The organism is Glaciecola sp. 2405UD65-10 (genome assembly GCF_048820975.1).
Taxonomy (GTDB): Bacteria; Pseudomonadota; Gammaproteobacteria; order Enterobacterales; family Alteromonadaceae; genus Glaciecola.
Genome location: NZ_JBMEUF010000001.1, coordinates 939,332 through 958,214 on the forward strand (window position 1 = coordinate 939,332; position 18,883 = coordinate 958,214).

Genomic DNA, 18,883 nt, shown 5'->3' on the forward strand with positions numbered 1-18,883 from the left:
CTTACTTGAGCATATTGTTATGACCGTAATTATCACTCACGTAATCACTTTTAAAATTACCATCAATAGTTAAAGATTTGCTAAAAGTACTTTTTGCAGCCTCGCTATCTCCTTTCGATAAATAGGCGAATGCCAAACTGTCGTAGGCCTGCGGTGCATTGGGAAACAATGAAACTAAATATTCGAACATATCAAATGCCTCGGTCCATGATTTTGTACTAAGTAGTTCCATTCCTACTTCATTAATTGTTCTGCCGATGAATCGACTGTAACCATTTTCTTCATAAACCTGTTTGAAGTGTTTATAGAATTGTTGTTTTCCTTTTGATTGGTAGTACTTAAAGGCAAAGTTTTTTTCCAATTGTCTAATTGGTTGATACTCACCATTTTTGATGTAAGAGTGTATTCGACCAGAAATGCGTTCGGCAACTAAGTGATCAGTGTTTGCCAGAACAACTATTTCATAGCTAGTGTCCAAATCTACTTCCGCGGCTGCACTGATGCCCTGACCACCGCCATATGCGCCCCAATGGGAGCCGTCCATTGCAAATAAATGGCGATTAATCGCGTCTGAGTTTTTTAATAACTTATTGCTATAGAATAAGGCTCGATAAAATCGTTGCACATCCACAACAGTCGATTCAATGCCTCCATCGGGACTAGGGTGTTCATTAATACCGACCTTTCTCAAATTGCCATTGTACTGGAATGTATATCGGACTGACTGATATTCATGAGAATTAACCGGCCTGAAGGTCGTTGAAGACATCTCAACCCGATTGAAGATATTGTTTTTGAGTAGTTCTTCGAAAGGCTTTCCAGTTACTTTCTCAAGAATCACTCCTAATACCACATACCCATAATTTGAATATTTTCGATCAGTCCCAGGTGTATATAAAAGGGGGTTATTTATCAATATCTTTATTTTCTTGCTTAGAGTATCAAATGCAAGTTGATTCTGACGATATTCGGCCACAAAGATATCAGCAAAGCCTGCACTATGATTTAGTAGGTGCTCAATCGTGATTTTATCAGCATCAGCTTGTTTGAACCCCAACTCGAAGCTAACTAGTTTATCACTTAACTTTAATTTGCCAGCCTCAACCTGTTGCAAGATCAAGACCTTGGTAAAGTCTTTCATGATTGAGCCAAGATTAAAGCGACTTTGAATGCTGTTCTTTATTTTTTCTTCGACATTCTGAAAGCCATAAGATGACGCAAACTCCACCTCATTATCTTTAGTTATCAGTATTGCGCCGGAAAACCAGCCCATCTGCTGGTATTGCATGGCGATGCTGTCTGCAATCGTTGCGAGACTTACAGATTTATCTTGCTTTATATCCTCACTGTCCAAAGCCAGTGAATAACTGGCAAAGAATAAAAGAAAGATTAAAACTAAATTTTGAACCATTTGGCGGAATCCTTTCTGTCATAACACTTTGCATAAGCGGTAGCTGGGCGCTTTTCCCAGATATCCGTCTTCATCGTTTTGCTATCCCGTGACTAGTCAATCCGTTTCGCCAATTTCTTGTAAATCGCATCTTTGTCTCTTTTCCCGATTGCCAAAACATACACCATAATTTCGTCGTCTATTACTTCATAAGCTAGTCTGTAACCCGCAGTTCTTAGCTTAATTTTATACACCGCTTTGTAAGCTTTTAGCTTATCAGCGACAACATGAGGATTTTCTAATCGTTCTCGAAGCTTTTTTTGAAACTGAGATTTTATGGGCGCGCCTAACCTATTCCATTCTTTGTATGCTGATGGCACAAACTTTAATTTATAAGTCATTCAGATTTACTTCGATGGCTGCATCCATCTCTGAACGGCGGCCTTCTACGATTTTCGACAGTTCGTAATCGTCTAAAAGATCCATTAGTTGTTCATATGTATCAGCAGGCACTAAATATGCGGCTGGCTTATTATGATTCAATATAGCAATAGTAGCCCCATCAGCTTCAGAAAGTAATGCAGAGGGATTTTTTTTTAACTCAGAGATGCTTGCTGAACATTCAGCTAATACTTGTCGCATGATTGATTCCACAGTGAAATAAAGACCTTATTATAGCTCTTTATTTAGACCTTTATCAATACTTGGTGATTTAAGGGATAACACTCAAATAAGCGGCGCGCAGCCAATGTTAATACAGCAGCCGGTTTTAAACCGCATCCGGCTTTATTTGCTTTGTTAGCTGTCATTATCTCTAAAATATCTCTCAAACGCCGATTGACCATGACTACTTTTGAACAACAAAAAGTACGCAACAAAAGAAAAGAGCACAAAGCCTCCTACGATCCAAGTAATTAGGTGGCTATCATCAGCTATATAAAGTCTCAGTATCATCAACCCCAATAAAGAGACGCTTAATATACCAACAGTTTTACCTAACCATTTGTCTCTTATAACAAACTTAATAAAGTCTGAATTTACTTTAAGTGTCACTAAAAGAACAATCGTAGTTAGCGCTAGAACTTCAATTCTTCCTGAAATCCCATACACAACGGCAAAAAATGGAGCGTACATTAAGGTTGTAATTTTCTTAATATATAAGTTTTTACCTTCTCTTTTCTTCACAGCGTCGGGGTTTCTCAACCGCTCTATCTCTTCAACACTAGCGCTAGCATGGCATTTGCATGAGTGGCAATACTCAACCTTAGCTTCATTCTTACTTCCACAAGCATTGCATACCCAATCATAACCAACCAATTTAAAACTCCATCATGACTGCTAACACTTACAATAAGCGGTTTTGGCCGCTCTTGCCAAAATCCGCTTGATTGTTTTGTTATTTGCTCATTCTTCATTGCTGATTTGCATGCTACTACAATTAAATTTTGATGAATATTTATTCCTCCATAATTGATCTTGCGCGACCGCTTTAATCTCTGGACGCACACTATCTGAAATCATCCTTGTTATTACTCTTTCTGGAACAAATATATCATGGGCTTGCCCGGGTTCAATAGCAATGGGGCACTTATCATCTATATCATAATTAGACAAACTAGTATGAACCCACCCAACAGTATTTGGAATAGATTGATATTTGATAAGATGATATAACTTCTTTAGAAGTGTTTCCGAACGATATGCGTACAATAGAGAAACGTTAGATAAGTGGATTGTATGTGCGGAAGGGTTTTTTACAGAAATATAAACTCCAACTCTATCTTCTGATTTATCTGAATCTGAGTCTGCATCTAAACCAAATACCATATCTACCCTATAACGTGGGGTGCTTTTAACGATATTCCAAAAAAAAACTATCGTAGATAAACAAGCCGCATATATCGCCATTCCCTCTGTAAATTTCAAATGCACCTCCATAGTTTGACGAGCAAATAACAACTTATTATGAAGACTTCATAATAAGCGCGAACAACTGCGGCTTCATAAAGTATTCGTTCTCATTCAATTTCAATACTTTACATCGTTTTTGTTGCTTAGTTCTACTGTTTTTTTTGTAATTTCTATGAATTCATAGTAACAACAAAGCCTGAATTATATATGGCGTAAAGCTTTACCAAGTAAATACACGCTACTTTGAAGTAAATAGATAAGGTAATTGAGGAGTATATATGCACCGCGTTTTAATTAAGCGCAGTTTTATATTGAATACGTATTAAGGCAAGGCGAAGGTATGTTTTGCTGGAACAATAAAAATTAATTACAGTAAGCGAGCAATTGCCCGCTTACTGTTGAGTGGCTCTTTTTGCAAGACGCCACTTGAAGCATTACAAAGCGAATAAAACGATTATTAAAAACCTCTTATTTACCTTACAATTATAAAGAGCACGCTTCTTTAGCTAATTTAGTTAGCACAGCCCAGTCTTTATTTTCAATAGCATCGTTAGGAGCTAACCAAGAACCACCTACGCATCTAACATTTGGTAATGCCAAATATTCTTTGTAATTGCTTAAACTAATTCCGCCTGTTGGACAAAAAACCGTGTTCGGGAAAGGCCCACCAATAGATTTCAGCGCTTTAACGCCACCTGCGGCTTCTGCAGGGAAGAATTTTAAATGATCGTAGCCTGCGTCATTGGCTTTCATCAAATCTGATATATTAGATATACCCGGTATCAAAGGTATGCTGCCTTCTTTACCTGCCTGTAATAAATCAGCTGTTAAGCCAGGGCTAATAGCAAACTTTGCGCCTGCGTCAGTAACCGCTTTCAGGTGTTCACGATTTGTAACCGTTCCTGCACCTATATAAGCCTCAGGAACTTCTTTAGCAATTGCGGCTATTACATCAATGGCAGCTTCAGTGCGCAAGGTTACTTCTAACACCTTGATACCGCCTTCCATTAGCGCATGTGCAATCGGAATTGCATCTTCTACGCGTTCAATAACTAATACAGGAACAACAGGTCCCTGACTAAACACATCTGCTGATGTTATTTTCCAATTATTCATCTTCGTTAATTCTCTGAGTTTGTTGAGTTAAGAAAGCGAGTGCTCCCAGTAATCCGTGGTCTGGCTCATTAATTAAATAGGTGGGAATGTCTTTTACATAATGCGCAAAATCACCTTTTGCTTCAAAACGCGATCTAAATTCGCTATTAATAAAAAACTCGCCTAAGTGGCTTGTTACACCACCGCCTATAAAAATACCGCCTTTTGTACATAAATTAAGGGCTAAATTCCCTGCAAAACTGCCCATCACTCTACAAAATTGATGAATAGCTTTTTCTGCATAAATATCAGAACTATCTAAGCCTGCTTTTGTTACATCTGATGGTTCTGTTAAGTGTGGAATTTCACCGTCATGCAAACAAAGTGCGGTATAAATATTAACTATTCCGCGACCCGATAACACCTCTTCAGCTGAAGCTCGGCCATATTTTTTATATAAATAATTCCATACAATTAAATCACTTGGATCAGTGGGTGCAAAATCAACATGCCCGCCTTCTCCATCAAGAGTATGCCAAGCATTCCCTGTGTGAGTTAAATGCTCTACACCTAAACCGGTACCCGGCCCAAATACAGCAATATTGCCATTTTCTTTAGCACTGCCTTGGCCAATTTGTATCACTTGATTATGATTTAACGTAGGTAGTGAATGTGCCACTGCCGTAAAATCATTAATAACAAATAAATGCTCTAAACCAAGTGTTTGTTTTAAAGCTAACTTAGAAAACGCCCATGTGTGATTGGTCATTTTGACCATGTCGTCATTTACCGGGCATGCAATAGCAATACACCCTGCTGAAAACGAAGTTTCAACATTGTTTTGCTGAAAGTGCTGTATGGCCGAAGCTATACTGTCAAAATCAGCACACAAGTATTTCTCTATTTTCGCAATTCGGCCATTTTCAATTAGCGCTAAGCGAATATTGGTTCCGCCCACATCGGCAACGAAACGAGGACCACCACTGTTCATGCTATAACGCTCCTGCGTCTAGGCGGTCTTGTTCAACAAACAATGAACACGCACCCTCTTCGGCACCACTTAGGGTTGAGCGCATACCTGCGAATAGTTCACGCCCCATACCTTGATGGCTATCAGTTAAATCAATTGACGCCTGTTCACGTTTATCTAATTCGCTTTGATCTACATGCAAAATCATTTCGCCGGTAGCCGTGTTAATCTCAATTAGGTCACCACTTTGCACTTTACCTATTAAACCACCCTTGTATGCTTCGGGTGTTAGGTGAATCGCTGCGGGTACTTTACCGGATGCACCTGACATACGGCCATCAGTTACTAATGCAACTTTAAAGCCTTTATCTTGTAACACGCCCAGTGGTGGAGTTAGGCGGTGAAGCTCAGGCATGCCAATTGCGGCAGGGCCTTGAAAGCGAACAACAACAATACAGTCTTTGTCTAAATCGCCTTTATTGAAAGCGTCGTCTAATGCGTATTGGTCTTCAAATACAACTGCTGGGGCTTTCAATTTGCAAATTGGGTCTTTAAGTGCAGAAGTTTTCATTACCGCTCTACCTAAATTACCACTAATAACCGAAAGGCCACCATCCGCTTTAAATGGGTTTTCTACGTCTGCGAATACTTCTTTATCAAAAGATTCTTCCGCGCCATCTACCCACTCAAGTTCGCCATCTATTAATCGCGGCTCTTTAGTATATTGTTCTAAGCCTTTGCCGCATATTGTATTCACATCGTTATGAATTAGGCCGGCTGCCAGTAACTGTTTAAACAACAATGACATACCGCCAGCTGCGGTAAAGTGGTTAATGTCGGCAGAACCATTTGGATAAATACGAGTAATTAACGGGGTAACTTTTGAAAGGTCAGCAAAATCATCCCAGTTAATAATAATGCCAGCAGCACGCGCAATGGCAACAATATGCATTGTATGGTTAGTTGAACCGCCAGTGGCTAATAGCGCTACAATACCGTTCACAATTGATTTTGCATCTACAATATGGCCAATAGGTGTGTAATTATCGCCAAGGTCGGTTAAGCGTGTAGCCTGCCTAGCCGCGGCTTTAGTTAGCGCATCACGTAGTTCGGTACCGGGGTTAACAAATGAAGCACCAGGTAAATGCAAGCCCATTACTTCTACAACTAACTGGTTACTATTAGCTGTGCCGTAAAAAGTACACGTACCTGCTGAATGATACGATTGTGACTCAGCTTCTAGAAGCGCATCACGGCCAACTTTACCCTGAGCAAATTGCTGGCGAACGCGTGCTTTTTCGTTGTTAGGTAATCCTGATGGCATTGGGCCAGCAGGGACAAACACGGTAGGCAAATGGCCAAAGGCTAATCCACCTAGTAGCAAGCCAGGGACAATTTTGTCACAAATGCCAAGCATTACTGCTGCATCAAACATATTATGAGATAAACCAATTGCCGCACCCATGGCAATGTTGTCGCGGCTCATTAGGCTTAGCTCCATCCCGGCATTTCCTTGAGTAACGCCATCACACATAGCGGGCACACCGCCAGCAAATTGGGCTACGCTACCAACATCGGCAACCGCTTGCTTTATAATTTGTGGATAGGTTTCATAAGGCTGATGAGCACTAAGCATGTCGTTATACGACGAAACAATGGCAATATTAGCCTTCGTCATGCTTTTTAAATCAGCTTTGTCTTCTTTACCGCAGGCAGCAAAACCATGCGCAAGGTTACCACACGACAACGCTCCGCGGTGAGGCCCTTGGCGGCGTGCTTTATCAATTTTGGCTAAATATGCCGCGCGTGAAACTTTACTACGTTCAATAATTCTATCGGTAACTTCTTGGATAATCGAGTTCATAATACTTTCCTTACGATGCCCACATCAATTTAACGTTAGTGTGCTCACACACCGCTTTGATTGGTTTCTCTATGGCTGTGTAATTTGCTAATGCGTCTTCTAACACTGCGAGTTTTTTGTCAGAGGTTAAATGTAAAAACACATTAGGACTTTGAATAATTTTAGCCAACGACAACGACATCCTTTGATGTGGAGCTGTAGTTGGCTGAGTAGCTATAGCACTTAACTTTCTTTGTAAGTTAAGCCCTTCTGAAATTTGAGCGCTGCAAGGAAATAATGATGCTGTATGGCCATCTTCGCCCATTCCTAAAATAATTACATCAATGTGTTCACCTAAGTCATCAACACGTTGACTAATGACTTCTTCAGCATTTAGAGCATCAGTATCTGACGTTGTTAAACTTACGAAAGTGGCTGCTGCGGCTTTATTCACCAAGAAATTCTCATTTACTAGTTTTTCATTGCTATCATTATGTGAAGCAGAAACCCAGCGCTCATCTGCAAGGGTTATACTAACTTTGTCCCAAGGAAAATCGCAGTTTGATAAGGTTTCAAATAACGCTTTGGGTGTAGAACCCCCACTAACCGCTATTGAGGCCTTGCCTTTTTTATCTATAGCACTTTGCAGTAACGCTAAAATTTCTTTTGCGAAACTTTCGTTAAGTGCCTCTCTACTGGCAAATTTTGTTGAACTTAATGCCATTAGACTTATTTCCTTCTCTTGATTTTGCTTTCGTACCAACTGCGCCCTTCACGAGCAAGCAAGCCAATTGAACTTACAGGGCCCCATGTGCCCGCTTGATAAGATTCTGGCCCTTCATTAGTTGCTGACCATGCTTCAATTATTGAATCAGCGTAACGCCATGCTTGCTCAACTTCATCGCGGCGAACAAATAAAGCCTGATTACCTATCATTACTTCCAATAGTAGCTTTTCATAGGCATCGGCTATACGCGTATCAGAGAATTCTTCTGAGAAACTCAAATCAAGTTTACTTTTCTGAAGATCCATAGAGCCTGAGCTAGTTAAACCGGGCACTTTATTCATTACGGTAACTTCTACGCCTTCTTCAGGTTGAAGCCTAATAACTAATTTATTGGGTGGTAATGACGCAAAGCTATCGCCAAATAAGTTATGCGGCTGGCGTTTGAAATAAATAACAATTTCACTCGCCTTTGTTGGCAAGCGTTTACCTGTTCGTAAATAGAATGGAACACCAGCCCAACGCCAGTTATCAATTTCAGCTTTAATCGCTACAAAGCTCTCGGTACGGCTCTTTTGATTGGCATCAGGCTCATCAAGATAACCCGGGACTTCTTTCCCTGCCACAAATCCGCCCACATATTGGCCACGTACGGTTTTATCAGCCACATTGCTTGAATTAATGGGGCGAAGCGCTTTTAATACTTTTAGTTTTTCATCACGAATGCTGTCGGCATCTAGCGTAGCAGGTGGTTCCATTGCCACTAGTGAAAGAATTTGTAGTAAGTGATTCTGCACCATGTCACGCATTTGGCCTGCATCGTCAAAATATCCCCAACGACCTTCAATACCTACAGATTCAGCTACGCTAATTTGAACATGGTCAATGCAGTTATGATCCCAATTAGTCGCGAAAATGGAATTAGCAAAACGCAGTGCAATAAGGTTTAGTACAGTTTCTTTACCAAGGTAATGGTCAATACGATAAATTTGTCGTTCTTCAAAGAACTCAGCTACTTGGTCATTAATAACACATGATGACTCAAAGTCATGGCCAATTGGTTTTTCTAGAACAACGCGAACACTTTCATCAATTACACCGGCGGCATCCATACCACGGCAAATATCACCAAAAATGGAAGGTGGTGTTGCAAAATAACATACCATTACACGTTCTACGTCTACTAACTTGCACAGCTTTTTATAGTCTTTTTCTTCAACCATATTTATAGCAACAAATTTTAGTCGTTTTGTAAAACGCTCCCACGTTTCTTCACAAATTTCTTCACCTAAAAATTCGTCAAAATTTACGCGAACAGTTTCAATATATTCTTTGTTAGGAATAGACTGCCGTGCAACACCAATAATGGTGGTGCTTTCATGAAGTAGGTGCGCTTTTTCTAACTGATACAACGACGGCAGCAATTTACGGCGAGCCAAGTCACCAAGCGTACCGAATAACACAAAATCAATAGGTTCAATTTTTGTACTAGAAACCATTATTCGCCTCAAAATATGTGTATTTGACTATTTTAATAACGTCAAAGTTTAGGATGATTTACTTTATGCGCTTAGTAAACTACAAATGTAGTAAAATTACAAATGAATTTGGTTAACCAATTCATATTTTTAAAAAATGACTAATATCTAATCAGGCCATATAATTCAACACCTTCAGAGATTACTAGACCGATTTATCAGTTGTCATTACGGCCTTTCTTATTAACATCACGTTTGCATTCGTATGCAAAAATTAACAGCCCAAAAACATAAAAAACTCGTTAAACTTTCAGTTTTTTTGTTAAAAAGTTACAAGATTCATGACAAATGATTTTTTTTTATTTATCATAATGCTATCTACAATCGCTCCAAATACATTGGTATTAATGAATATATTAGAAAAAATATCCCGTGATATGATTGAATTTAGCAAATCTGAAAAGAAAGTCGCTGAAGTTATTCTATCTAATCCGCAATCGGCTATCCATTCAAGTATTGCCACTCTGGCAAAATTATCCAATGTAAGCGAACCTACAGTGAACAGATTCTGTAGAAGACTCGACACCAAAGGCTACCCTGATTTTAAATTACATTTAGCGCAAAGCCTTGCAAATGGTACGCCATTTGTTAACCGCCACGTTGATGAATTTGATGGCCCGTCTGAATATACCAATAAAATTTTTGAATCAACCATGGCTTCTTTAGAAGTGGCTCGCCAATCTATTGATATTGCTATGGTGAATCGCGTAGTTGACTTGCTCACCCAGGCTCGCAAAATATCATTTTTTGGCTTAGGCGCTTCGGCTTCAGTTGCACACGATGCCGTAAACAAATTTTTTAGATTCAACGTGCCCGTTGTGTATTTTGAAGACATCTTAATGCAGCGCATGAGCTGTATGAATAGCACCGAAGGCGATGTAGTTATCTTTATATCGCATACGGGCAGAACTAAGCATTTAGTTGATGTGGCGCACATAGCCCGCTCGAATGACGCAACGGTAGTAGGTATTACGCAAGCTGACACACCGCTCGCTAAAGAGTGTAATTATGTATTGTCTTTGGCAGTACCTGAAGATACTGATTTATACATGCCAATGGCATCTAGAATAGCGCAGTTAACATTAATTGATGTACTGGCAACCGGCTTTACCCTGCGCCGCGGCAATAAATTTAGAGAGAATTTAAAACGTGTGAAAGATACCTTGCGGGGTTCGCGGTTTCACAAGTCAGACATACAACAAAGCTAAACACATAAAAAGTACTTTTAAATGAAAGTGCTTTTTTTTTGAGCACTGATAAGACCACTTAACCTTAACACTAATACAAAGAGAGAAACCCTATGTCTCGTAGAACAAAAATTTTAGCGACACTTGGTCCAGCAACGGATTCATTTGAAAAAATTGAAGCTATTGTTAAAGCCGGCGCCAACGTAGTTAGAATGAATTTTTCCCACGGCAGTGCCCAAGACCATATCGAAAGAGCACAACGGGTAAGAGATGTTGCTAAAAAGCTTAATACCTACGTGGGTATTTTAGGCGATCTTCAAGGCCCTAAAATTAGAGTCTCTCGATTTGTAGATGACTCAGTAATTTTGGAGATGGGGCAAGAATTTGTATTAGATGCCGAACTAGGTAAATTTGATGGCACCAAAGAAGCGGTTGGGATTGATTATAAAGCGCTTCCTGATGACGTAAACCCTGGTGACGTTCTGTTACTTGATGACGGCCGTATCCAGTTAAAAGTTAAGTCGGTTGTAGGCAGAAAAGTGATTACCGAAGTGACTGTGTGCGGTAAATTGTCTAACAACAAAGGTATTAACCGCTTAGGCGGTGGTTTATCAGCTGAAGCCTTAACAGAAAAAGACAAGGAAGACATCAAAACGGCCGCACAAATGCAAGTAGATTACCTAGCGGTATCATTCCCACGCTCAGGTGCTGATTTAGACTACGCTAGAAAACTGGCTGTAGAAGCTGGCTGCATGGCAAAAATTTGTGCCAAGGTTGAACGCGCAGAAACCGTAGCAAGTGATGAAGCAATAGATGACATTATTTTAGCCTCTGATGCGGTAATGGTTGCCCGTGGTGATTTGGGGGTAGAAATTGGTGATGCTGAACTTGTTGGCGTACAGAAGAAATTAATAGCGCGTTCTCGCCAACTAAATAAAGTGGTAATTACGGCAACACAAATGATGGAGTCAATGATTGACAGCCCAATGCCAACTCGTGCCGAGGTTATGGACGTTGCCAATGCTGTGCTAGATGGCACTGACGCTGTTATGTTGTCAGCTGAAACAGCTGCAGGAAGCTTTCCTGTTGAAACCGTAGCGGCTATGGCGCGTGTATGCGAAGGGGCTGAAACGCATCCTAGCGTTAAAATTTCTAAGCACAGGGTTGATGAGTCGTTCAGTGACATTAGTGAAACAACTGCAATGTCAGCAGTGTATGCTGCAAATCATTTAAGCAGTGTTAAAGCGATTGTGGGTTTGACCGAAAGTGGAACAACACCGCGTTTAATGTCACGTATTACTACGTCTTTACCTATTATTGCGATGTCTCGCCATGCTGAAACCTTAAATGTGATGGCGCTTTACAGAGGGGTTAAGCCTGTTTATTTTGACTCTACTCAAAGTAAACAAGGCTATATTACGCAAGATGTAATTAACGCCCTTCGCGATAGCGGTGTATTGCAAGTGGGTGATAAGTTTATTTTGACTTACGGTGATCAAATGGAAACCGTGGGCGCAACTAACGTATGTAAAATTGTAACCGTAAGTTAAGCCTCCCTGCCTTCTTATGTTGCCTATTACTCATAGAAGTAATAGGCAACTATCAAACTAAACAATTTTCTTTTTCTCCCCTCTTTCATATATCGTTTATTTATCGTTAAATAATTGTTACGAACATTTTATTAAGCCTTCACCATGTATGTGGCTCTTGTTTGTGGCACGAAAAAGAGGAATACCATGAATAATTCACCGAATTACGATTTAATAGTTTACGGCAGTACTGGTTTTACCGGACGCTTGGTTGCAGAATATCTTTACAATGCGTATCCCAATTCAGATGAAGTAAAATGGGCTATGGCGGGCAGAAGCTTAGACAAACTAAAAGCCGTGCGCGACGAAATGGGAATTTCGGATTCAGTTGATTTGATAGTGGCCGACAGCGATGACGAAAATGCTGTAAGCGCACTAGTATCGCAAACCAAAGTCGTGTTAACCACGGTAGGTCCGTATCAGTTATACGGCGAAAAACTATTAGCGGCCTGCGTTGAAAACGGAACGGGCTATGTGGACTTGTGCGGCGAACCTGCATGGATGCATCAAATGATTGCCAAGTACCAAAGCCAAGCTGAAAAGAGCGGCGCGGTTATAGTATTTTCTTGTGGCTTTGACTCTATCCCCTTTGATCTAGGGGTTTACTACTTACAAAACCATGTTAAAGCAACTGCCGGTAGCCCTCTTCAGTATATAAAAGGCCGAGTCAGAAAAATGCAAGGAACTTTTAGTGGTGGAACCGCGGCAAGTTTGAAAGCAACCTTAGTGGCAGCGAAAAAAGATCCGAACATACTAAAAGCCTTAATGAACCCTTATTCTTTAGCCACATCTGAAGTAATGGCCGACCAACCCCGAGGTGACAAAGCTTATTATGATGAGGAATTAGGTACGTGGGTAGCGCCTTTTGTAATGGCGGCTATTAACACTAAAAACGTGCATCGCTCTAACTATTTGCTTGACTATGCTTATGGCGAAAACTTCTTATACGATGAAATGATGATGACTGGGCCTGGCGAGAAAGGTAAAGCCATTGCTGAACATGTAAGCAATGATAAATCACTTTCGGGCGATGCTGGGCCAAAGCCTGGCGAAGGACCAAGTAAAGAAGAAAGAGAAAATGGATTTTACGACATTTTATTTACTGGTAAACACGAAAACGGTGAAACATTTAATGCATCAGTGGCCGGTTATTTAGATCCTGGCTATGGTTCAACGTCAAAAATGATTTCAGAAAGCGCAATATGCTTAAGCCAAGAGGCCAGTAAATTGAAAGGCGGATTTTACACTTCAGCCCCAGCGCTAGGTAATAAATTAATTGAGCGTTTAGAAAACAACGCGGGTTTGAAGTTTTCGATAGAATAAATGTGGTTTAAGGTTTATTACGTAACAAAAGGGGCTATTTAGCCCCTTTTTGTTGTACTTAGGAAAATTAAATATTTACGCCCAATATTCGACCATATTACTTAAGTCACGCGGCGTGCGAACAGATGCTTGCAGCGGCGTACTGCCTAAATACAAGAAGCCCAAAATTTCATCTTCTTTTTTACAACCCAGTGCTGATTTAACTGACTCATCTTGTGCATACCAGCCCGTGCGCCAAATACCTTGAAACCCTTGGGCTACTGCGGCCATTTGCATTGCGTGAACCGTACAAGCGCTTGATGCAATTTGTTCAACTCGAGGCACCTTTTCATCTTCAGTATAGTTGCAAATAGCCACTATAATCATAGGCGCTCTAAGGGGAAGCTGAGTGGCTCTATCTATTGATTCTTGGGGTTTACCTTCACTGATGGTCGCGGTTTCGTATATTTCACCGAGTTTTTTTAAGCCATTGCCAGTACAAACAATAAAACGCCATGGTGCTAAACAGCGATGGTCTGGTGCACAAACCGCTGCTTGTAATATATTCTCAAGCGCCTCACCCTCTGGCGCGGGTGCGTTTAATCGAGGTTGTGAGCGACGATTCAATAGTAAATCTAGTGCCTGCATATAAACTCCTGTGAATAAGTGGATTCATCTCACTATTTTTGCGTGGATAATAACCTACTCAATTTTTAATAGTAAGCGCATTACCTACATTTGTAACACAAACTATGCAGTAAACACCTAAGCTTGGTAAATTTATACATACATACGCCGATACATGAACATTATAAAATGATTAAAAGAGTCAGTATGTCGAGGCCTTTAGAAGGAATATTACGCAAAGGGAAACAAAAAGTAGCCGTTAAGCCACAAATGACCAAGTTGCTCATGATGTTTGCTGATAATAATTCAGCCGATATAGCGAAACTATTACGATCATGGTTGAACGAAAGCCCTCCTAAACTAACAAAAAAGCAATAATTACTGCATTTGAAACAACTTATTACATTTGATGGCTGTTAAGCATGCCTATACTTGTTTATTATAAAATCTGGAAAAAAGAATTAAGGTGACTATTCATGTCAGAAAAACGCAGTTTCACGAAATCATTTTTCGTGGGTATTTGGAACACAATCAATTTTAGCCGTCGATTAGTATTCAATATACTTTTTGTCCTTCTCATAATTTTTATATTCATCGGCATTAGTAATTCAGGCTCTGAAAAGGTGACTGTTGATGCGAACAGCGCACTTGTACTTAACCTTGAGGGTAGCCTAGTAATCCAAAAAACATGGATTGACCCTGCTGAAAAGTTCATTGGTGAAATCAGCGGACAAGGAAACGACAATCCTGAGATTCTTGTAGTTGATCTTATTAAAGCAATTGACAACGCCGCTGAAGATAACCGCATTAAAGCTATTGTTCTACAACTAGACCAATTTAGCGGTGGTGGCATGGATAAGTTAAAAGAAGTGGCTGAAGCGCTACAGGCGTTCAAATCGTCTGGTAAGCCTGTTTACGCAATGGGTGACTACTATGCTCGTTCTCAGTATTACTTAGCCTCGCAAGCCGACAACCTTTATATACATCCAATGGGTTTATTGCTGATGGAAGGCTACACTCGCTATGGTACATATTTTAAAGATATGCTTGAGAAACTCAAAGTATCAACGCACGTGTTTAAAGTAGGTAAATTTAAATCAGCGGTTGAACCATTTTTACGTAATGACATGTCTGATGAAGCTAAACTGGCTAACGAAGCTTGGCTAAACGAATTATGGCGCATGTTTAAAGAAGATATTTCTGGTGCTCGTGAATTCGAAACGTCTAACTTTGATGAAACGTTTGCATCTTTTCTCACCAAATTCGAAAGTGTTGAAGGTGACTTTGGCCAATATGCTTTAGGCAACGATTGGGTTGATGGCCTTCGTACTCGCGAAGAGTTCAAGCAAGAACTGATTGCTCTATTAGGTGAAGGCGAAGAAGAAGGAACATTCAATACTATAAGCTACGAAGGTTACTTGTCAGTAATTTCACCCTCTTTCCCAATGCCTCCATCAACTAAAGATAAAGTGGCGATTATTGTAGCAAAAGGAACTATTCTAGATGGCAAACAAGACCCAGGCACAATAGGTGGGGACAGTACTGCTGAGTTACTTCGTAAGGCTAGAAAAGATGAAACGGTTAAAGCTGTAGTGCTTCAAGTTGATTCGGGCGGTGGTAGTGCATTTGCCTCAGAAGTAATACGTCAAGAAATTGAGTTAATAAAAGAAACTGGCAAGCCTGTTATTGCATCAATGAATTCAGTGGCTGCTTCAGGTGGTTACTGGATATCTGCAAGCGCTGACAGAATTTTTGCAGAACCAAGCACAATCACCGGTTCAATTGGTATTTTTGGTATGTTAACTACCTTTGAAAACTCGTTTGGATATATTGGCGTAAACAGCGATGGCGTAAGCACCAATGAGTTCAATGGCATATCACCTGATAGAGAGTTATCTCAGGGATACAAAGACATTCTACAAATGAATATTGAACGCGGTTATCAACGCTTTATTTCTTTAGTTGCACGTGAAAGAAACATGACGCTTGAAGAAGTAGATGCGGTGGCTCAAGGTAGAGTTTGGGTAGGCACTCAAGCACTAGAGCTGGGTTTAGTTGATGAATTAGGTGGTTTGTCAGAAGCGGTAGCAAGTGCTGCAGCAATGGCGAATCTAGAGGATTATGAGCAAACCTACATTGAACGTGAGCTAAGCGAAGATGAGTTAATGTGGCAAAACATTTTAAATAATGCGAGCGCTATGATGACTGGCCTTCACATTGAACTACCTAATAGCCCATTACTGGATATGGCGAAGAAAGTTGAAGGTAAAGCGTCAGCCTTAACTGAGTTAAATGATCCAATGGCCGCCTACGTACTTTGTTTAGAGTGCACCATGGTTGAGTAATGCCTAATAGTTTGACACTAAAAGGGCCTGAATTTTCAGGCCCTTTTTTTTGTGTTTTTGATATAATTACCCCATTCAAAAAAACTAAAGATATTTTTATTCTTTCTCCAATACAAAAGCACCAAGCCGTTTACCGCCTCAGCACCCTGTTTGACGATGCCGTTGAACGAATTGCTGAGCTATTTACTGTGCGCAAATCAAAGAGCCTAAGCTGCCCTAGCCTGCAGTTTGATCAACGCGGGAGAGTTGCAGCAAGCGCTTTATTAAATAAAAATATTATTCGCCTAAACCCTAAGCTGTATAGCGCTAATAGTGAATATTTTATAAAAGAAGTAGTTGCCCATGAATTGGCGCACATATTGGTGCATCAAATCTACCGAAAGCGAGTGAAACCCCACGGAATTGAATGGCAATATATAATGCAAGAAGTGTTTAATTTAGCGCCAAGAGTTACTCATAACTTAGATACAAAAGACCTTGCAATGGCTAGTTTTCAATACAAGTGCAACTGCCAAACCGTTGAGCTTAGCTTAATTAGACACAACAAGGTACAACGTGGTAAACAGCAATATATTTGCCGGCGCTGTAAATCACCGCTAGTTACCGCTGATTAACAATATTTTAGAACAAATTTTTAGTAAAGGCTTTATCAAGATCTTTAAAAGCAGTACGAAGTAAAACCGCCAGTTCTTTAAAGCGAGGCTTTGAACGTTGTTCACGTAATTCACAGCCATGTGTCGCCATCTTTGCATAAATTTCTTTGTACCATGACAATATCGCTGGAGGTAGCTCTTGCTCAGCACGGTGCCCTAGCCATAGCATTCCTTGCAAGGGTAAACTTATAAAGAATGCCCCCATTGTAAGGGCTTGTGGCAGAACCTGATTGCCCAGAAAATGGATTTGCATAGCCACAACAAGTACCGCGATAGGCGGCATAATTTTTATTGCTAGTTTAGTTGCCGCAATGATTCTGCACTCAGGAAACAGTGCATACAATTGCTTTTTCATTGGCCACAGGCGCATATATTCTTGGCCCGCTTTCATATAACTTGGAATTTGCTGTAGCATAATTGTATTTGTCTATATTGGGATTTTAAAAATAAGCCCTTCACTTTTAAAACTTAATAGGCTTGTTTCAAGAGCAACGCTAATTATCATACTCTCTATTATAAATTTATCCACTTACAAATTGTAACTAGATATACTCAACTATACTTTATACAATACGCGCATTATTACTCATCTGATCATCGCGGTGAAAGGAATAAGCATTCCCTATGCAGCATTTTAGTAATTCGGCTATGAACTAGACCCTTTGATTCTATCAAATTCGTATGCCCACTATTGAATTATTGCTTAACGCCCGTATATCGAACGGATTATATTTATTTGGAGTTTCCCATGGCAGATTCAAGACACGTTCCTCTTCTCATTTTAGGTTCAGGTCCAGCAGGTTATACCGCAGCGGTTTACGCTGCACGCGCAAATTTAAAACCCGTATTGTTGACGGGTAGTCAGCAAGGTGGGCAACTTACCACCACTACCGAAGTAGAAAATTGGCCCGGCGATGCGAATGATTTAACCGGTCCAAATTTAATGGTAAGAATGCAAGAACACGCGGAAAAGTTTGACACTGAAATTATTTACGATCACATAGTAAAAACCGACTTCAGTGAAAAACCTTACAAACTAATTGGCGAAAATGCGCAATACACCTGCGATGCTCTCATTATTTGTACTGGCGCATCAGCTAAATATTTAGGTCTACCTAGCGAAGAAGCATTTATGGGCCGCGGCGTAAGTGCCTGTGCTACATGCGATGGTTTCTTTTATCGCAATCAAAAAGTAGTGGTTGTAGGCGGCGGGAATACAGCAGTTGAAGAAGCTCTTTATTTATCTAACATTGCATCTGAGGTACATGTTATTCACCGCAGAGAAACATTTAGAAGTGAAAAAATTCTAGCTAAGCGTTTACTCGATAAAGCTGAGAACGGCAACGTGGTACTTCACCTTAACAAAACCTTGGAAGAGGTGGTAGGTGATGACATGGGCGTAACCGGTGTAAATATTAAAGATACACAAACTAATGAAATTTCAAATGTTGAAGCTATGGGTGTATTTATTGCTATTGGTCACTCTCCTAATACCGGCATTTTTGATGGCGAACTAGAAATGAAAGACGGCTACATTGTGGTGAATAGTGGCCTTAATGGAAACGCGACACAAACAAGTGTGCCGGGCATTTTTGCAGCGGGCGACGTAAGCGATCATACATACCGCCAAGCTATAACATCAGCAGGCACTGGCTGTATGGCTGCGCTAGATGCTGAAAAATACCTTGATGCTTTAGAAAACTAATTTT

Annotated in this window: 19 protein-coding genes; 7 read left to right on the forward strand and 12 right to left on the reverse strand. The window is 40.3% G+C overall.

Annotation, left to right across the window (positions count from 1 at the left end; translation table 11 throughout):
• Position 1: 1 nt before the first annotated feature.
• The 10 genes from ACOI22_RS04280 to zwf form a co-directional block, all read right to left on the reverse strand.
• Complete coding sequence (locus ACOI22_RS04280; RefSeq protein WP_420670559.1) at positions 2-1,411, reverse strand: serine hydrolase; 1,410 nt, start codon at positions 1,409-1,411, stop codon at positions 2-4.
• 92 nt (positions 1,412-1,503) lie between these two features.
• On the reverse strand, positions 1,504-1,791 hold the full coding sequence (locus ACOI22_RS04285) for a type II toxin-antitoxin system RelE family toxin (RefSeq protein WP_420670561.1): 288 nt from the start codon (positions 1,789-1,791) through the stop codon (positions 1,504-1,506).
• Entirely contained in the window at positions 1,781-2,032 is a 252-nt protein-coding gene (locus ACOI22_RS04290) for a type II toxin-antitoxin system Phd/YefM family antitoxin (RefSeq protein WP_420670563.1), read from the reverse strand. Before ACOI22_RS04290 ends, ACOI22_RS04285 begins: the two co-directional genes overlap by 11 nt.
• A 156-nt stretch (positions 2,033-2,188) precedes the next feature.
• Positions 2,189-2,707 (reverse strand): hypothetical protein, encoded by a 519-nt coding sequence (locus ACOI22_RS04295; protein ID WP_420670565.1) that lies wholly within the window; start codon positions 2,705-2,707, stop codon positions 2,189-2,191.
• A gap of 87 nt (positions 2,708-2,794) precedes the next feature.
• A complete protein-coding gene (locus ACOI22_RS04300; protein ID WP_420670567.1) occupies positions 2,795-3,316 on the reverse strand; it encodes a hypothetical protein in 522 nt (173 codons plus the stop codon).
• A 468-nt stretch (positions 3,317-3,784) separates the two neighbouring features.
• Positions 3,785-4,417 (reverse strand): bifunctional 4-hydroxy-2-oxoglutarate aldolase/2-dehydro-3-deoxy-phosphogluconate aldolase, encoded by a 633-nt coding sequence (locus ACOI22_RS04305; protein ID WP_420670569.1) that lies wholly within the window; start codon positions 4,415-4,417, stop codon positions 3,785-3,787.
• Entirely contained in the window at positions 4,410-5,387 is a 978-nt protein-coding gene (gene glk, locus ACOI22_RS04310) for a glucokinase (RefSeq protein WP_420670571.1), read from the reverse strand. The genes ACOI22_RS04305 and glk overlap by 8 nt, the downstream gene beginning before the upstream one ends.
• A 1-nt stretch (position 5,388) precedes the next feature.
• A complete protein-coding gene (gene edd / locus ACOI22_RS04315; RefSeq protein ID WP_420670573.1) occupies positions 5,389-7,230 on the reverse strand; it encodes a phosphogluconate dehydratase in 1,842 nt (613 codons plus the stop codon).
• 10 nt (positions 7,231-7,240) lie between these two features.
• On the reverse strand, positions 7,241-7,933 hold the full coding sequence (pgl, locus tag ACOI22_RS04320; protein ID WP_420670576.1) for a 6-phosphogluconolactonase: 693 nt from the start codon (positions 7,931-7,933) through the stop codon (positions 7,241-7,243).
• A gap of 5 nt (positions 7,934-7,938) precedes the next feature.
• Positions 7,939-9,432, reverse strand: coding sequence for a glucose-6-phosphate dehydrogenase (gene zwf / locus ACOI22_RS04325; protein WP_420670578.1), 1,494 nt, complete (start codon positions 9,430-9,432; stop codon positions 7,939-7,941).
• A 386-nt stretch (positions 9,433-9,818) separates the two neighbouring features.
• On the opposite strand from zwf, the gene ACOI22_RS04330 reads away from it, so the two are divergent.
• The 3 genes from ACOI22_RS04330 to ACOI22_RS04340 all read left to right on the forward strand — a co-directional run bounded on the left by ACOI22_RS04330 (position 9,819) and on the right by ACOI22_RS04340 (position 13,570).
• Complete coding sequence (locus ACOI22_RS04330; RefSeq protein WP_420670580.1) at positions 9,819-10,679, forward strand: MurR/RpiR family transcriptional regulator; 861 nt, start codon at positions 9,819-9,821, stop codon at positions 10,677-10,679.
• A 92-nt stretch (positions 10,680-10,771) separates the two neighbouring features.
• The gene (gene pyk / locus ACOI22_RS04335; protein ID WP_420670582.1) at positions 10,772-12,208 is read left to right on the forward strand and encodes a pyruvate kinase; all 1,437 of its coding nucleotides are present in this window, start codon (positions 10,772-10,774) and stop codon (positions 12,206-12,208) included.
• Positions 12,209-12,394: 186 nt separating this feature from the next.
• Positions 12,395-13,570 carry a saccharopine dehydrogenase family protein gene (locus tag ACOI22_RS04340; RefSeq protein WP_420670584.1) on the forward strand — a complete coding sequence of 392 codons (1,176 nt, stop codon included), beginning with the start codon at positions 12,395-12,397 and terminating at the stop codon, positions 13,568-13,570.
• A 75-nt stretch (positions 13,571-13,645) separates the two neighbouring features.
• Here ACOI22_RS04340 and ACOI22_RS04345 read toward each other — a convergent pair whose 3' ends face one another.
• Complete coding sequence (locus ACOI22_RS04345; protein WP_420670586.1) at positions 13,646-14,197, reverse strand: NAD(P)H nitroreductase; 552 nt, start codon at positions 14,195-14,197, stop codon at positions 13,646-13,648.
• A 186-nt stretch (positions 14,198-14,383) separates the two neighbouring features.
• Here ACOI22_RS04345 and ACOI22_RS04350 point away from each other — a divergent pair, with 186 nt between their 5' ends.
• The 3 genes from ACOI22_RS04350 (at position 14,384) to ACOI22_RS04360 (ending at position 17,135) form a co-directional block, all read left to right on the forward strand.
• Positions 14,384-14,554, forward strand: coding sequence for a hypothetical protein (locus ACOI22_RS04350; RefSeq protein WP_420670588.1), 171 nt, complete (start codon positions 14,384-14,386; stop codon positions 14,552-14,554).
• Between the two features lie 98 nt (positions 14,555-14,652).
• Positions 14,653-16,521 (forward strand): signal peptide peptidase SppA, encoded by a 1,869-nt coding sequence (sppA, locus tag ACOI22_RS04355; RefSeq protein WP_420670590.1) that lies wholly within the window; start codon positions 14,653-14,655, stop codon positions 16,519-16,521.
• Positions 16,521-17,135, forward strand: coding sequence for a SprT family zinc-dependent metalloprotease (locus ACOI22_RS04360; RefSeq protein ID WP_420670592.1), 615 nt, complete (start codon positions 16,521-16,523; stop codon positions 17,133-17,135). Before sppA ends, ACOI22_RS04360 begins: the two co-directional genes overlap by 1 nt.
• A gap of 7 nt (positions 17,136-17,142) precedes the next feature.
• On the opposite strand, the gene yfbV is transcribed toward ACOI22_RS04360, so the two are convergent.
• On the reverse strand, positions 17,143-17,589 hold the full coding sequence (yfbV, locus tag ACOI22_RS04365; protein WP_420670594.1) for a terminus macrodomain insulation protein YfbV: 447 nt from the start codon (positions 17,587-17,589) through the stop codon (positions 17,143-17,145).
• Between the two features lie 333 nt (positions 17,590-17,922).
• Between yfbV and trxB the strand changes: the two genes are divergently transcribed.
• Positions 17,923-18,879, forward strand: coding sequence for a thioredoxin-disulfide reductase (gene trxB / locus ACOI22_RS04370; RefSeq protein WP_420670596.1), 957 nt, complete (start codon positions 17,923-17,925; stop codon positions 18,877-18,879).
• Positions 18,880-18,883 lie beyond the last annotated feature (4 nt).

Coding starts and splice junctions, on each gene's coding strand:
- ACOI22_RS04280 (WP_420670559.1), bottom strand. CDS start 1,411: ATGGTTCAAAATTTAGTTTTAATCTTTCTTTTATTCTTTGCCAGTTAT.
- ACOI22_RS04290 (WP_420670563.1), bottom strand. CDS start 2,032: ATGCGACAAGTATTAGCTGAATGTTCAGCAAGCATCTCTGAGTTAAAA.
- ACOI22_RS04350 (WP_420670588.1), top strand. CDS start 14,384: ATGTCGAGGCCTTTAGAAGGAATATTACGCAAAGGGAAACAAAAAGTA.
- ACOI22_RS04360 (WP_420670592.1), top strand. CDS start 16,521: ATGCCTAATAGTTTGACACTAAAAGGGCCTGAATTTTCAGGCCCTTTT.
- edd (WP_420670573.1), bottom strand. CDS start 7,230: ATGAACTCGATTATCCAAGAAGTTACCGATAGAATTATTGAACGTAGT.
- pyk (WP_420670582.1), top strand. CDS start 10,772: ATGTCTCGTAGAACAAAAATTTTAGCGACACTTGGTCCAGCAACGGAT.
- zwf (WP_420670578.1), bottom strand. CDS start 9,432: ATGGTTTCTAGTACAAAAATTGAACCTATTGATTTTGTGTTATTCGGT.
- ACOI22_RS04340 (WP_420670584.1), top strand. CDS start 12,395: ATGAATAATTCACCGAATTACGATTTAATAGTTTACGGCAGTACTGGT.
- ACOI22_RS04330 (WP_420670580.1), top strand. CDS start 9,819: ATGAATATATTAGAAAAAATATCCCGTGATATGATTGAATTTAGCAAA.
- sppA (WP_420670590.1), top strand. CDS start 14,653: ATGTCAGAAAAACGCAGTTTCACGAAATCATTTTTCGTGGGTATTTGG.
- yfbV (WP_420670594.1), bottom strand. CDS start 17,589: ATGCTACAGCAAATTCCAAGTTATATGAAAGCGGGCCAAGAATATATG.
- ACOI22_RS04345 (WP_420670586.1), bottom strand. CDS start 14,197: ATGCAGGCACTAGATTTACTATTGAATCGTCGCTCACAACCTCGATTA.
- trxB (WP_420670596.1), top strand. CDS start 17,923: ATGGCAGATTCAAGACACGTTCCTCTTCTCATTTTAGGTTCAGGTCCA.
- ACOI22_RS04305 (WP_420670569.1), bottom strand. CDS start 4,417: ATGAATAATTGGAAAATAACATCAGCAGATGTGTTTAGTCAGGGACCT.
- pgl (WP_420670576.1), bottom strand. CDS start 7,933: ATGGCATTAAGTTCAACAAAATTTGCCAGTAGAGAGGCACTTAACGAA.
- ACOI22_RS04285 (WP_420670561.1), bottom strand. CDS start 1,791: ATGACTTATAAATTAAAGTTTGTGCCATCAGCATACAAAGAATGGAAT.
- glk (WP_420670571.1), bottom strand. CDS start 5,387: ATGAACAGTGGTGGTCCTCGTTTCGTTGCCGATGTGGGCGGAACCAAT.